Genomic DNA, 13,043 nt, shown 5'->3' with positions numbered 1-13,043 from the left:
TCAGTTCACGGACTGGAGATTGTCGGTGTCTATCTGGGCGTCGAGCTCACGCAGGCCCTTGTCCAGGTCGGGCACTTTCCCGGCCTCGACGTCGTACGAGAAGTCCTGCAGCGACACCACGTACTGGCCGCCGTTGACGGACGGCGGCAGCGCCGTACTGTGCGGATTCTGTGCGATGTCGATGAATGTGCGGAACGCCGGATCGGCGTCCAGCTTGGGCGACGTGAGCGCGGCCTTGGTCGACGGCACATTGTGGATGGCGTTGGCGAACCGCACCACCTGGCCCGTGTCCATCGTCAGGAACTTCACCAGCTCCCACGCCGCGTTCTGGTGCTTGCTGCTGTGCGCGATACCCGCGACCGTGCCGGTCAGAAAGCCCCGGCCGTACGTGTCCGCCTGGTCGTCCGGCACCGGCAGCGGCGCCGTTCCCCAGCCGAACTTCGCCTTCCCCTCCTTGAGCATCAGACCGCGCCATTCGCCGTCCAGATGCATGGCCGCCTTCTGTGTCATGAAGGAACTCTGCGACGACATCTCGTCACCGAACGTCGTACGGAACTTCTCCAGCGCGGCATAACCGCCCTGCGCGTCGATCAACTCCCGCTGCGTGGCGAAGAACTGCTTGCTGCGCGGGTCCTCCGAGAGCCGCGCCTTGCCCTTGCTGTCGAAATAGGTCGGCCCCCACTGCGCGAACAGCCGGTCCGGACTGTTCTGGTAGAGCCGGAAGTTGGGGACGAATCCGACCCGCTCCAGCGCCCCGTTCGGCTTCCGCTTGGTGAGCTTGGCCGCGTCCCGCTTGAACTCGGACATGGTGCGCGGCGGCCGCTCGATACCGGCTTCCTTGAACGCGTCCTTGTTGTAGTACAGCCCGTACGAGTCCGCGAGCAGCGGCAGGGCACACTGATTGCCCTGATATTGCGTGTAGTCCAGGAACGTCTTGGGAAAGACCTTCGCCTTCTCCACACCCGTCTTCTTCATGAACGGGTCGAGGTTCACCCACATACCGGACGAGCAGTACTGCCCCACGTTGTTGGTGGTGAACGACGACACCACGTCCGGAGCGTCGTCCCCGCCGGCGCGCAGCGCCTGGTTCACGGTCGCGTCGCTGACGTTGTCGACCGTTTTCACCGTGATGTTCGGATGCAGCTTCTCGAACCGGGCGATACTGTCGTCGATCGCCTTCACCTCGGCGGTGTTGGACCAGCCGTGCCAGAACTTCAGCGTGACGGGCCGGGTGGGATCGTCGCGATCGCTGCCGACGCTCGGATTGGCACAGCCCGAAAGAATCAGACCGGCTCCGGCGAGCGCCGCCGACAGGCAGATGCGCATACGCGGACGCATGGCGGACTTCCTTTACGGCAGGGGTGATGACAGAAGGTGCTGCGCATGCTGAGATGCGCGGGGCTTTCCCCGGTGGGGGCGGCGGCCGTAACGGTGACGGCCGTGACAGTGGCAGGGGAGAAGCGGCCGCCCCCGGCCCGTACGGAGCGGCCCCGGCTCCTGCTCACGGTCTTCCCGGCCTTCCCGGCCGGGCGGAGGCGGCGGCCGACGGATAATCGGTCCGCCACGTCACCGCTGACCCGTCTCATCAGGCCGTGTCGAACACGGTGTTACGTGCTTCGGCGAGCGCCGTTCGCAGCGCGCCCATGAGAATCGGATTCCCCACGACATTGCTGAGCCGGAGTTCCGGCCGGGGCAACGCCAGCCCGGTGAATTCCCCTCGACCAGCTCCCGCAGGCGTTCACCGCCCGCCTGGGCCACTTCGCCGGAAAGCACCACCAGCCGGGGATCCACGACGGCCACCACCGCGGCCAGCCCGGTCGCGAGCCGCCGCGCGACCTCGGCCCGCACGCCGTCGTCGGCCAGCGCCTCCTCGACCGTACGAGCGTCCCGCACCCCGTACTCCCGGGCCAGCTCCACCACGCTCGGCGCCCCGACGAGACGCTGGAAGCCCCCGCCGGCGTCCGGCTGCGCCGCGCTGCGGTCGCCACCTCGCGCGAGCGGCGCGTCCGGCAGCGGCATGTAGCCGATCTCGCCCGCGCCACCGGTGGCCCCGCGCAGCACCTGCCCGCCGAGCACGATGGCCGCGCCGACCCCTCGTCGGCCCACACCAGCACGAAATCATCAAAATCCTGCGCGGCGCCGTCGTGCTGCTCGGCGACCGCCGCCAGATTCACATCGTTCTCGATGACGATCGGCACGCCCAGCACCCCGGCCAGCTCTTCGCGGAGCGTCCGCGACTGCCAGCCGGGCAGATGCGGCGCGTACCGCAGCACCCCGGTCTGCGGATCGAGCGCGCCGGGCGTCCCGATCACCGCCCCGTGCAGCCGCTCCCGCTCCAGACCGGCCTTGGCCAGCGCGCCGTCCACGGCGGCCGCCACGAGCCGCGCCGTCCTGCCCGGTGCCCCTTCACCCACGGCATCCGTGCCGACCCGCTCCTCACCGAGCACCCGCCCGGTGACGTCGGCGACCGCGGCGGTGATCCCGCCCTGGTCGACGGCGAGCGCGGCCACGTACGCGGCGTCCGGCGCGACCTCGTACAACTGGGCGTTCGGCCCCGGCCGTCCGGTCACGTTCCCCGTCGTCCGCACCAGCCCGGCCGCCTCCAGCCGCCCCAGCAACTGCGAGGCGGTGGGCTTGGACAGCCCGGTCAGCTCCCCGATCTGGGTCCGCGTCAACGGCCCCTGCGCGACGAGCAGATCGAGCGCGGCCCGGTCGTTCATGGCCCGCAACACCCGCGGCGTCCCAGGAGTGCCCTGCCCGCCCTGCCCTCCGGCCATGACGCCCGCCCCGCCTCTCGCTGCGCGATCTGTTAGGAAAGTTTCCAATCGATGCACAGGAACGTAAGCGCCGCGTCAGCACCCCGTCAATGGGTCTGGACCACTGACTTTCCACACCGCCCAGACGGTCTTCCCCGGGCCGGGCCTTACAGTCACGCCCCACTCGTCCGCGAGCATGCTGACGATCACCATGCCCCGCCCGTGCTCGTCGAGCGGCCGGGGCGAGCGCACGACGGGCGTTCCGTCACCGGCGTCCGACACCGCGATACGCAGCACGCCGACGTCGAGAGTGAACCGGACCTCGATCCGGCGCCCCGGCCCGGTGGTGGCGAGGACCGCGTTGGCGGCCAGCTCGCCGGTCACCAATTCCCCGCTCTCGATGGAGGCGGGCGAGAGGTCCTGCGCGGTGGCCCATCTCCGAAAGACTGCCCGTGCCTGGCCGGGGCTGCGGCGGTGGCGGGGAAAGTGATGAGTGACGCGGGCGGGGAAAAGCAGGCTCTCGGTCATGACGAAACCCCTCTGCGGGAGCGAGATCGAACCCTCGACAGACTGCACCCATCCAATTACTCCAAGCAACGTTTCCTGCCGCCACGAAAGAGTGAAGTCGTGTTGCGGCCCACGAGCCGACTTCGCCAAACTGGCGCTCCACCAAGGGAGGTTGCATGCCCGTACGCGGCGCCACCATCCAGCCGTCCACCGTTCTCGGCCGCCAACTGGGCGACGAACTGAGGCGGTACCGAGAAGCTGCCGGGCTGTCCACGCAGGTGGCCGCCGAAGCTCTCGACTGCACCAAGGCGAAGATCAGCCGGATCGAGAACGGCCGCGTTCCGGTGCGTGTTCCCGACCTCATGGCCCTGTTGCACACATACGGGATCGGCGACGACGCAGCCCTGGAGCGGCTCACCACTCTCGCCCGCTCTGCCAACCGGCGGCGTCGCGAGGGATGGTGGAACCAGTACGGGCCCGTCCTGGAGGACACATACCGGGACTACATCGCTCTGGAGGCCGTGTCCGACAGCATCAGGACCTTCCAGTGCCAGTTGATCCCGGGCCTGCTGCAGACGTCCGCGTACGCGCGGGCTGTGACCGTGGCCTCGAAGGCATGGCAGACACCGGATGAGATCGAACAGTTCGTTCAGGTACGAGCTGCCCGCCAGGAGCGGCTGACTGCCGATCTGCCGCTTTCCATCTGGGCAGTCATGGCCGAGGGCGTACTGCACCAACGGGTGGGCGGCGTGGACGTGATGCGCGCCCAGCTGGAACACCTCGTCGCCATGACCGAGCTGGCGAACGTCACGGTGCAAATCCTCCCGTTCTCGCGTGGCGCCCACGGAGGTATGTTCGGTCCGTATCTGCTGCTGAGCTTTCCGCAAGTGTCGGCTCTGGACGTCGTACTCATGGAACATCCCACCGGTCACATCTGGCTGGAGCAGGAGTCGGAGGTCGCGCGCTACCGTGATCTCTTCGACGCCGCCCGTACGTCGGCCCTCTCGCCGGCGGAGTCCGTGGCCAGGATGGAACGCATCGTCTCCAAGGAGTACCGAGCATGAATCTGACGGGTGTCACGTGGCGCAAGAGCACGTACAGCGGCGGCCAAGGTGAATGCCTGGAGATAGCCGACGGCCTTCCGTCCCACTCATCCGTGCCCATACGTGACAGCAAGCGTCCGAGCGGGCCGCACCTGCGGTTTCCCGCTCCCGCCTGGGCGGCCTTCCTCGCAGCCGTCAGAGCGGAACGTTTTTGAGCCCCTCCAACACCTTGTCCAACGTCACCGGCACCTCTCGCACCCGTACTCCCGTCGCATGCCGGACCGCGTTGACGACGGCCGCCGCCGTCCCCGTGATGCCGATCTCGCCGATGCCCTTGGCGCCCAGGGGGTTGACGTACGGGTCGTCCTCGTCGATCCAGTGGGCCTCGATGCTGTGCACGTCCGCGTTGGCCGTGATGTGGTAGTTCGCCAGGTCGTGGTTGACGAGGAGACCGTAGCGGGGGTCCGTCACGGTTTCCTCGTGGAGGGCCATGGACAGGCCCATCGTCATGCCGCCGATCAGCTGGGAGCGGGCGGTGCGCGGGTTGATGATGCGGCCGGCGGCGAAGATGCCGAGGAGGCGGGGGACCCGTACCTCGCCGGTGTCGGCGTCCACCCGCACTTCGACGAACTGGGCCCCGAAGGCGTGCATGGCGAAACGTTCGGCGTGCGGGTTGGCGGGCGTCTCGGCCTGGGCGTGGTCGCCGGGAGAGGGGTCGTGTCCGTGGCGCTCGCGGAACTTCTGGGCCGCCGCCACGATCGCCGAACCCCACATCGCCGTCCCGGAGGACCCGCCCGCGACGGTGGCCTTCGGGAGCGCGGTGTCGCCGATGCGAAGGTCGACCTGATCGAGGGGAACGTCCAGTGCGTCGGCGGCAATCTGGGCCAGTACCGTCCAGGCGCCGGTGCCCAGGTCCGCGGCGCCGATGCCGACCCGGTAGCGCCCGTCGTCCCGGTACTGGACCGCGGCGACCGAACCGGGCTGGCGGTTGACCGGGTAGGCGGACGAGGCGACCCCCGTACCGATCAGCCAGCGGCCCTCCCGGCGCACACCCGGGCGCGGGTCGCGGTCCTGCCAGCCGAAGCGGCGCGCGCCCTCGCGCAGGCAGGCGACCAGGTTGCGGCTGGAGAAGGGCTTGCCGGTCTCCGGGTCCGTCGGCGCGTCGTTGCGGACGCGTACCTCGACCGGGTCCAGGCCGAGGCGTTCGGCGAGTTCGTCCATCGCGACCTCGGGCCCGAACATGCCGGGGCACTCACCGGGCGCCCGCATCCAGGACGGCACCGGCACGTCGAGGGCGGCCAGGCGGTGGGTGGTCTTCCGGTGCGGCGCCGCGTACATGGTCCGGGTCGGGTTGGCGGACTGCTCGGCGAACTCCTTGATGCGCGAGGTCTGCTCGACCGCGTCCATGCCGATGCCGGTCAGCCGCCCGTCGGCACCGGCTGCCAGCCGTACCCGCTGGTACGTGGGGGTGCGGTAGCCCACGAGAGTGAACATCTGCTGCCGGGTCAACGCCAGCTTGACCGGCCGCCCGGACACCTCACGCGCCGCCAGCGCCGCCAGCACCGAGTGGGCGTGCGGTTCGCCCTTCGAACCGAAGCCGCCACCGACGTACGGGCAGATCATGTGGACCCGCGCCCGGTCGAGGCCGAACACCTCGGCCAGCGTGTCGCGGTGCCCGTGCACGCTCTGACTGGAGTCGTACAGCGTCAGCTCGTCGCCCTGCCACACGGCGATCGTCGCGTGCGGCTCCATCGGGTTGCAGTGGGTCATCGCGGTCCCGTACGTCTCGTCCAGCGCGACCGCGCCCGGATCCGCCCGGGCCGCCTCCATGGCGGCGTCCAGATCGCCCAGCTCACTGTCCGTACCCGCACCACCGTTGGCCGTCTCCGGCCGGTACAGCTCACTCTCGCCCGGTTTCAGTTCGGATGCGTGCGGTTCTTCGGCGTACGTGAACCGTACGAGCGAGGCCGCTTCGCGCGCCGCCTCCGGGGTCTCGGCGATCACCGCCCCCACGATCTGCCCCCGGAAGGCCACCTCGGGCTCCTGGAGGATCGCCAGCTCCGCGTCGTCCGTGGACGCCAGCTGCTCGGCGTTCTCGTGCGTCAATACGGTGATGACGCCGTCCTCCTGGCGCGCGGCCTCGGTGTCCACGGCCGTGATGCGGCCGCGGGGCACGGAGGAGAGCACGGCGTGCGCGTAGCAGGGACGTTCCATCGGGTGCTCGAAGGCGTACGGGGCCCGGCCGAGCACCTTGTCCCGGGCGTCGGCGCGTTCCCGGTCGGCGCCGACGGCACGGGGGCGGGCGGCCGGGTCCGGGCTCCGGCTCTCGGACGTACGTGTCGTCATCGCGATCCCTCCAGGCCGCCCGGAGCCTCCGGCGCCCCCTGTCCTACGAGGTCGCGTACGACGGCGACCAGCGTGTTGTGCACGAGCGGGACCTTGAACGCGTTGTCCCGCAGCGGATGCGCGTCCGCCGTCTCGGCCTCGGCGGCCGTCCGGCAGCTGTCCTCGGTGGCCGGCAGCCCGCGCAGCGCCGCTTCGGCGCGCTCGGCCCGCCACGGCTTGTGCGCGATCCCGCCCAGCGCGATCCGTGCTTCCCGTACGGTGCGGCCGTCGTCCTCCAGGTCGAGCGCCACGGCCACGGAGACCAGCGCGAAGGCGTACGAGGCACGATCGCGGACCTTGCGGTAACGGGAACGCGTGGCGAACGGCAGCGCGGGCAGCTCGACGGCGGTGATCAGCTCACCATGCCGCAGCACCGTGTCGCGGTGCGGCGCGTCACCGGGCAGCCGGTGGAACTCGGTGAGCGGGACGCGGCGCTCGCCGTCCGGGCCGAGCGTCACGACGACCGCGCCCAGGGCGGTCATGGCCACCGCCATGTCGGACGGGTGCACGGCCACACAGTGCGAGGAGGCGCCGAGGATGGCGTGGTAGCGGGTCCAGCCCTCCAGAGCGGCGCAGCCGGAGCCGGGGTCGCGCTTGTTGCACGGGGAGCTGGGGTCCTGGAAGTAGGCGCAGCGGGTGCGCTGGAGGAGGTTGCCGCCGGTGGTCGCGAGGTTGCGGAGCTGCCCGGAGGCGCCGGACAGCAGGGCCTGGGAGAGGACCGGGTAGCGCGACCGTACGGCGGGGTGGGCGGCGAGGTCGGCGTTCCGTACGTTGGCGCCCACCCGGAGGCCGCCGCCGTCCAGTTCCTCCACCTGGTCCAGGGGCAGCCGGCTGACGTCGACCAGCAGGTCGGGCGAGGTGATGCCGAGCTTGAGGTGGTCGACGAGATTGGTGCCCGCACCCAGGAACGCCGCCCCGGGGTGCGCCGCCACGGTGGCCACGGCCCCGGCTGCGTCGGCGGCCCGCTCGTACCGGAACGGCTTCACCGGTCCGCTCCCGCTGCCTCGGCGGCGGCCGCGACGGCCGGAACGATGTTCACATACGCCCCGCAGCGGCACAGATTGCCGCTCATCCGCTCGGCGATCTCGTCATGATCCAGTGCTTCCGGCGAGATGTCCCCCTCCGCACCCACCTCGGTGACCACACTGGGCCACCCCTGCGCCGCCTCCCGCAGCACACCCACCGCCGAACACACCTGGCCCGGCGTGCAGTACCCGCACTGGAGCGCGTCGTGGTCGACGAAAGCCTGCTGGACGGGGTGCAGCCCGCCGTCCTCGGCCAGCCCTTCCGCCGTGGTGATCTCCGCCCCGTCGTACGACACGGCCAGCGCGAGACAGGTCGTCGCCCGCCGCCCGTCGAGCAGCACGGTGCACGACCCGCACTGCCCGTGGTCGCACCCCTTCTTGGGGCTGGTGATCCCCAGCCGCTCCCGCAACGCGTCGAGCACGGTGGTACGCGTATCCACCGTCACCTCGTACGCCTGCCCGTCGACGCGCAGACTGATCTCGGTCTCCATGGTCAGCCGAGTCACCCGGAGCGGGGCCGGTAAACGACTGCATACAGGTGACGGGGTGAAGGATGCGGCGCCCTGAGACCGTCTCGCGCCATCATGAACCTGCCAAAGTGTGCGGGAGAGTCGGCTCGTTCCTCTCTTGAAGAACCATTTGTGCAGGTGGCAGCGTCCTCCGGACTGTTACCAGTGTGTTCGGGTGTGTTCGACGGGGGCGTGTTCCGTATGGGTGTCGTACTGCCGGGGTGGGCCGACGAGATTCTCGACATCATCGGCGTGTCCTGGCCGAATGTCGACGAGGACGACTACCGCGAGATGGCGACGGCCATGCGCGAGTTCGCCGGCGACATCAACGACGGCGCGGGCCAGGCGCACGAGGCGGTCCAGGCGCTGGTCTCCTCGGCGGGCGGGGGCCGGGCCGCGGAGGCACTGAACGCCCACTGGGGCAAGATCAACGGCACCCACCTGGCCAAACTCGCCCAGTGCGGCGAGCTGGCCGCCACCGCGCTGGACGGCGTGGCCGTCCTGATCGAGGGCGCCAAGCTCGGCGCGATCGTCCAGCTGGGCATCCTGGCCGCCGAGGTCATCGCCGCCCAGGCCGCGGCCCCCTTCACCTTCGGCCTGTCCGAACTCGGCGCCCTGGGCGCCACCCAGGCCACGCGCGTGATCGTCAAGCGCCTGTTCAAGGAGGTCTGCCAGCAGGTCGCCGAACAGGTCGTCAGCATCGCCCTGACGCCGGTGGAGGAGGCGTTGGGCGCGATGGTCGGCGACCTGGTCGTCCAGCTGGGCGCCAACGCGCTGGGCGTCCAGGACGGCGTGGATGTGGGCCGGACCGCCAAGGCGGGCAAGGAGGGCTTCAGCCAGGGCGTGCAGGGAGCGAAGGACGCCGCCGGCAGCTCGATGCAGCTGCTGAGCGCGGGCGGTGGAGGCGGCGGTGCGGGTAACTCCGGCAGTGGCGGCTTCACCTTCGACCACGACGCCCACGACAAGGCCGTCACCGGCCTGGCGAGCGCCGGCGGGCACTTCCGCACCACCGCGGGCGGCAAGATCGGCCGCGCCAGGCAGCACCACGGCCGCACCCGGGGCAAGGACGCCATCGCGGACGCGGTCAGTCCGGCGATCGACAAGGTCATCGACGGCCTCCAGGACGCGGCCAAGAAGTCCGCCCAGCACCTCGACGACAACATGACCCGCGGCGTCAAGCAGATGGCCAAGAACCACAAAGAGAACGACAAGGGCCTGGCGGACCACTTCACGGGGTTGGGCAAAGGTGGGAAGCCGGACCCGAAAGGGCCGAAGGAGACGAACTCCGGCGGGGGAGGCGGGGGCGGGAAGCCGCCGGGCAAGGGAAAGACCGGCGGAGACGGGGACGGCGCACGTGACCCCTGGTGGCACGGCCACAGCGCCGACCAGATGCGGCACCATCGTGGTGAGCCCGTCGACGTCTCGGGCCAGGACCGGCCGACCCAGTTGAACCGTCTTGAGGATGAGGCCGTCAAGCTGGCGGACGAGGCCCGGGACAAGAGTCACCAGAACAGCAACATTCCGGGAAAGGATTACCGCAAGGACGGTTGTTCGGGGAGCTTCCTGCACAATGGCGTCATCACCTCGCACACGAGTTCCACGCGACGGAAACCTTCTGGGGGTAGCAATTCAGGAGGTGATCAGCCTCAGGAACACCCGAAGGCCCATCCGGCTTTGCAGCAGATTCTCGACGATGTGAAGCAGGGGTTCCTGGACATGGATGAGAAGCCTGCGGCCGGCCACGGGAAATGTGCCGAAGTGTCGCTCATATCCGATCGCCTGCATCAGATGGACCCGGACGGGACGAAGATAAGAACTCCCGACGATGCCCGGCGGGCGCTGGAGGGCGGGGTCATTCATACGCGACAGCTGGGAGATGATGTCAGGAAACATCCAGATACCAGAGAGAAGTACTTGCACGCGCCGCACGGTGCGTACAAAAAGCCCTGCGACTCCTGTCAGCCGATGCTGGACAGGTTGGGAATCATCGCTCATCGCTAACTGCTGTCCCGTGGGAGAGACGTGACCGACGGAAAATCGAAATACGACATCGATCAGTGGCTTCGTGGCAACGGATGGACGCCCGAGAGAGACGTGTCCGACCGGATTCCGGACTTCATCGAGGACGCCGTTCAGCAGGCGGCGGAGGACGGATACCCTGCTCCTGTTTTCGAGGCCGCGAAGCGATTCCTTGATTCGTACGGGCTGCTGGAGATCAGGCACCCGAGGAAAGCTGACCGGGTGCTGGAGACGAACCCTGCCGGGGGACACGAGGGCGACTTCGAGGATATCGCCGAACTGTCCGAGGAGTTGGGTGTCGCACTGTTTCGTGTCGGGTACGATGAGCCTGAGTCGGCGAGTATTCTGATCGATGAATCGGGGCGCTTCTACTATCACCATTGGTCCGACAACTACTTCCTCGGTGATAATGAGCGTGAGGCTTTCGCCAATTGGCTGGTGAACAACTATCAAGGATTGGGATAGCGCATGTCAGGATGGGTTCCCGGTACGGCGTCGTCGCTGCTGGTGCAGGGAAAGGTGTTCAGTCACACCAACCTCACCGGCGACGGCGAGCCCAATCTGCACCCAGCGGTACGGGACTTCTTCGATCGCCTGCCGGTAGAAGACCGGGAACCGTTTCTCGGATACTGCGCGGAGTCCGCCCTCGTTTCCGACCAACTGTGGGGGCTCGATGCAGGCGGGCCCGGCGCTTCACTCTCTCTCGCTGACGCTGCGCCGTACTTCGCCGGCTCCGCCATGGTGTCCAAGAAGGTCCGTGAACACGGAGACCCGGAGCACGGCCAGTCGACGGCCCCGTGTTCAGCCTGCCGAAAGCTGTTGACCGAGCTGGGCATCGAGTTCATCGGAGCATAGAAGGTGGACGAAGGGCGAGGGCGTACGGGCGGCACCGTGCGCAGCGCGGCTGCGGTACTTGCCGATGCGGGCTGGCATCCGGCGCGGAACGCCGGACCGGACGCACTGCTGGCCATTCTGGAAACGGTCAGTACGGTCGGTACCCGAGCAGGTGCGGAGTGGGAGATGTTTCCCGCCGCTGAGCGCGCCTTGCGCGCGTTCCACGGCCTGGAGACGGCCGCCTACGGCGCGGGCGTCGAAGTTGCCTTGCGTGGAATTTCCATTGATCCGCGTGAGGGCCGCCACGCGTCGCAGACGTTCCATGACTTCGGCGTTCGGATCGGCTGCCGCACTTTCCCGTTGGGCATCCACGGCGAAGAGTCGTTGCTGGCGGTGGACGAGCAGAGCCGCCTCTTCATGGTCAACCACGGGGGCTGGTGGTATCTCGGTGAGTCGGTGCTCGCCGGGCTGACCCTGCTGATCGAGGGGCGGCGGCCGCAGCGGGTGCGGGAGGACGGGACGTGGGGGGCGGTGGAGGACGTTCGGGTGCACGCTGATGGTGACGGGGCTGGTGTGCAGAGCGTGTTCGGGTAAGGGGCGGGGAAGCAGGTTCCTTGGTGGAGGAAGACAGTGCTTTTCGCGGAGCCGGACCGTCCGGGACATCGACGCGCCCACACTCTTCGACTTCGCGCAGCCGTGGCCGCCTGGCGGAGACGCCAGATGGGGAGATGTGGAGTAGGGGACACCGCTCTCATGGCAACGGCCTGAGGAGCCGCTTGCTCCGGCCCGCGGAACTGCTCGGACCGGAGCGAGCGGATGGTCCGACCGCCCTACTTCCCCAAGTTCGGCGGCGGAATCGGCGTGGTCGCCAGGGACTGCGGTGATGTCGGGCTGGCCAGGGCCGACGGGGCTGCCACCGCGGCGGACGGGTCGGGGGCCGGGTCGTCCGGGGTGTCGGGGAGGGGGCGCGGGGCCAGGGTGATGCCGGCGGTGTCGAGGGCCTTTTTGATGCGCCAGCGGAGTTCGCGTTCTATGCCGGGGGCCTTGCCGGGCATGGTCTTGGCGGAGACGCTGATGGTGACGGAGTCGAGGTGGACCTCGCTGAGTCCGAGGACCTCGACGGCCTCCCAGAGCTGTTCGTTCCAGGGTTCGGCCTTGGACATCTCCTCGCCGGTGGAGGTGATGATCTCGCGGGCGCGGTCCAGGTCCTGGTCCGGGGCGATCATGACGTCGACCGTGGCGGTGGACCAGCCCTGGCTGAGGTTGCCGATGCGCTTGACCTCGCCGTTGCGGATGTACCAGATGGCGCCGTTGGGGCCGCGCAGCTTGGTGACGCGCAGGCCGACCTCGACGACCGTACCGGTGGCCACGCCCGCGTCGATCTCGTCGCCGACGCCGTACTGGTCCTCCAGGATCATGAAGACGCCGGAGAGGAAGTCCGTGACGAGGTTGCGGGCGCCGAAGCCGATGGCGACGCCCGCGACGCCGGCGCTGGCCAGCAGCGGGGCCAGGTTGATCTTGAGGACGGACAGCACCGTCAGGGCGGCGGTGCCCATGATGACGAACGACGCGACGCTGCGCAGCACCGAGCCGATGGCCTCGGAGCGCTGGCGGCGGCGTTCGGCGTTGACCAGGAGGCCGCCCAGCGCGGTGCCTTGGGCGGCCGTCGCGGTGCGGTTCATCCGTTCTATGAGCTTGGTGATCGTGCGCCGGATCACGTGCCGCAGGACGACGGCGATGATGATGATCAGCGCGATCTGCAGGGCGGACGTGAGCCAGGTCGCCCAGTTCTCCTCCACCCATCCGGCGGCGTTGGTGGCCTTCTCCGTGGCGTCGTCGAGCGACGCCCGGCGGTGCGCGCCGGGCGGCGTGGCGGCTGGGGAAGCGGACCAGAACACAGCAGGAACCTCCGTGTGGGACAGCAGACCCGGGTCGGGACTTACCGGGCCCCGGGCAGACCAACCA

12 protein-coding genes and 1 pseudogene are annotated in these 13,043 nt (G+C 69.1%); 6 read left to right on the top strand and 7 right to left on the bottom strand.

Going from position 1 to position 13,043, the window contains the following annotated elements; genetic code table 11:
• The 3 genes and pseudogenes from ACEXOX_RS18225 to ACEXOX_RS18215 form a co-directional block, all read right to left on the bottom strand.
• Complete coding sequence (locus ACEXOX_RS18225) at positions 1–1,338, bottom strand: ABC transporter substrate-binding protein (protein WP_406521871.1); 1,338 nt, start codon at positions 1,336–1,338, stop codon at positions 1–3.
• A 247-nt stretch (positions 1,339–1,585) separates the two neighbouring features.
• A pseudogene (locus tag ACEXOX_RS18220) lies at positions 1,586–2,720 on the bottom strand (ROK family transcriptional regulator).
• Between the two features lie 132 nt (positions 2,721–2,852).
• Entirely contained in the window at positions 2,853–3,284 is a 432-nt protein-coding gene (locus tag ACEXOX_RS18215) for an ATP-binding protein (RefSeq protein WP_406521870.1), read from the bottom strand.
• A 155-nt stretch (positions 3,285–3,439) separates the two neighbouring features.
• On the opposite strand from ACEXOX_RS18215, the gene ACEXOX_RS18210 reads away from it, so the two are divergent.
• Together ACEXOX_RS18210 and ACEXOX_RS18205 are read left to right on the top strand one after the other, a co-directional pair.
• Positions 3,440–4,327 (top strand): helix-turn-helix domain-containing protein, encoded by an 888-nt coding sequence (locus ACEXOX_RS18210; protein WP_406521868.1) that lies wholly within the window; start codon positions 3,440–3,442, stop codon positions 4,325–4,327.
• A complete protein-coding gene (locus ACEXOX_RS18205) occupies positions 4,324–4,521 on the top strand; it encodes a DUF397 domain-containing protein (protein ID WP_406521866.1) in 198 nt (65 codons plus the stop codon). Before ACEXOX_RS18210 ends, ACEXOX_RS18205 begins: the two co-directional genes overlap by 4 nt.
• On the opposite strand, the gene ACEXOX_RS18200 is transcribed toward ACEXOX_RS18205, so the two are convergent.
• The 3 genes from ACEXOX_RS18200 to ACEXOX_RS18190 are packed head-to-tail and all read right to left on the bottom strand — an operon-like array spanning position 4,502 to position 8,222.
• Positions 4,502–6,652 (bottom strand): xanthine dehydrogenase family protein molybdopterin-binding subunit, encoded by a 2,151-nt coding sequence (locus ACEXOX_RS18200; protein ID WP_406521865.1) that lies wholly within the window; start codon positions 6,650–6,652, stop codon positions 4,502–4,504. The genes ACEXOX_RS18205 and ACEXOX_RS18200 overlap by 20 nt on opposite strands.
• Entirely contained in the window at positions 6,649–7,677 is a 1,029-nt protein-coding gene (locus ACEXOX_RS18195; RefSeq protein ID WP_406521864.1) for an FAD binding domain-containing protein, read from the bottom strand. Before ACEXOX_RS18195 ends, ACEXOX_RS18200 begins: the two co-directional genes overlap by 4 nt.
• Positions 7,674–8,222, bottom strand: a complete 549-nt coding sequence (locus ACEXOX_RS18190) for a (2Fe-2S)-binding protein (RefSeq protein WP_406521862.1) — start codon at positions 8,220–8,222, stop codon at positions 7,674–7,676. The genes ACEXOX_RS18195 and ACEXOX_RS18190 overlap by 4 nt, the downstream gene beginning before the upstream one ends.
• A gap of 204 nt (positions 8,223–8,426) precedes the next feature.
• Here ACEXOX_RS18190 and ACEXOX_RS18185 point away from each other — a divergent pair, with 204 nt between their 5' ends.
• From ACEXOX_RS18185 to ACEXOX_RS18170, 4 genes are read left to right on the top strand one after another with little or no spacing between them, the layout of a single operon-like run.
• Complete coding sequence (locus ACEXOX_RS18185; RefSeq protein ID WP_406521860.1) at positions 8,427–10,226, top strand: YwqJ-related putative deaminase; 1,800 nt, start codon at positions 8,427–8,429, stop codon at positions 10,224–10,226.
• 21 nt (positions 10,227–10,247) lie between these two features.
• Complete coding sequence (locus tag ACEXOX_RS18180; RefSeq protein WP_406521858.1) at positions 10,248–10,709, top strand: SUKH-3 domain-containing protein; 462 nt, start codon at positions 10,248–10,250, stop codon at positions 10,707–10,709.
• A 3-nt stretch (positions 10,710–10,712) separates the two neighbouring features.
• Positions 10,713–11,099: a YwqJ-related putative deaminase gene (locus tag ACEXOX_RS18175; RefSeq protein ID WP_406521857.1), complete on the top strand. Its 387-nt coding sequence runs from the start codon at positions 10,713–10,715 to the stop codon at positions 11,097–11,099.
• Between the two features lie 36 nt (positions 11,100–11,135).
• Complete coding sequence (locus tag ACEXOX_RS18170) at positions 11,136–11,672, top strand: SUKH-3 domain-containing protein (protein ID WP_406521855.1); 537 nt, start codon at positions 11,136–11,138, stop codon at positions 11,670–11,672.
• Positions 11,673–11,908: 236 nt separating this feature from the next.
• On the opposite strand, the gene ACEXOX_RS18165 is transcribed toward ACEXOX_RS18170, so the two are convergent.
• A complete protein-coding gene (locus ACEXOX_RS18165; protein WP_406521854.1) occupies positions 11,909–12,976 on the bottom strand; it encodes a mechanosensitive ion channel family protein in 1,068 nt (355 codons plus the stop codon).
• Positions 12,977–13,043: the final 67 nt, after the last annotated feature.

The sequence above is a fragment of the Streptomyces sp. Ac-502 genome (assembly GCF_045222935.1).
GTDB lineage: Bacteria > Actinomycetota > Actinomycetes > Streptomycetales > Streptomycetaceae > Streptomyces > Streptomyces monomycini.
This window is presented reverse-complemented; position numbering and strand designations above follow the sequence as displayed.

Excerpts from the sequence above, each read along its gene's own strand:
- ACEXOX_RS18215 (WP_406521870.1), bottom strand. The coding sequence starts at position 3,284 with ATGACCGAGAGCCTGCTTTTCCCCGCCCGCGTCACTCATCACTTTCCC.
- ACEXOX_RS18210 (WP_406521868.1), top strand. The coding sequence starts at position 3,440 with ATGCCCGTACGCGGCGCCACCATCCAGCCGTCCACCGTTCTCGGCCGC.
- ACEXOX_RS18185 (WP_406521860.1), top strand. The coding sequence starts at position 8,427 with ATGGGTGTCGTACTGCCGGGGTGGGCCGACGAGATTCTCGACATCATC.
- ACEXOX_RS18200 (WP_406521865.1), bottom strand. The coding sequence starts at position 6,652 with ATGACGACACGTACGTCCGAGAGCCGGAGCCCGGACCCGGCCGCCCGC.
- ACEXOX_RS18225 (WP_406521871.1), bottom strand. The coding sequence starts at position 1,338 with ATGCGTCCGCGTATGCGCATCTGCCTGTCGGCGGCGCTCGCCGGAGCC.
- ACEXOX_RS18205 (WP_406521866.1), top strand. The coding sequence starts at position 4,324 with ATGAATCTGACGGGTGTCACGTGGCGCAAGAGCACGTACAGCGGCGGC.
- ACEXOX_RS18175 (WP_406521857.1), top strand. The coding sequence starts at position 10,713 with ATGTCAGGATGGGTTCCCGGTACGGCGTCGTCGCTGCTGGTGCAGGGA.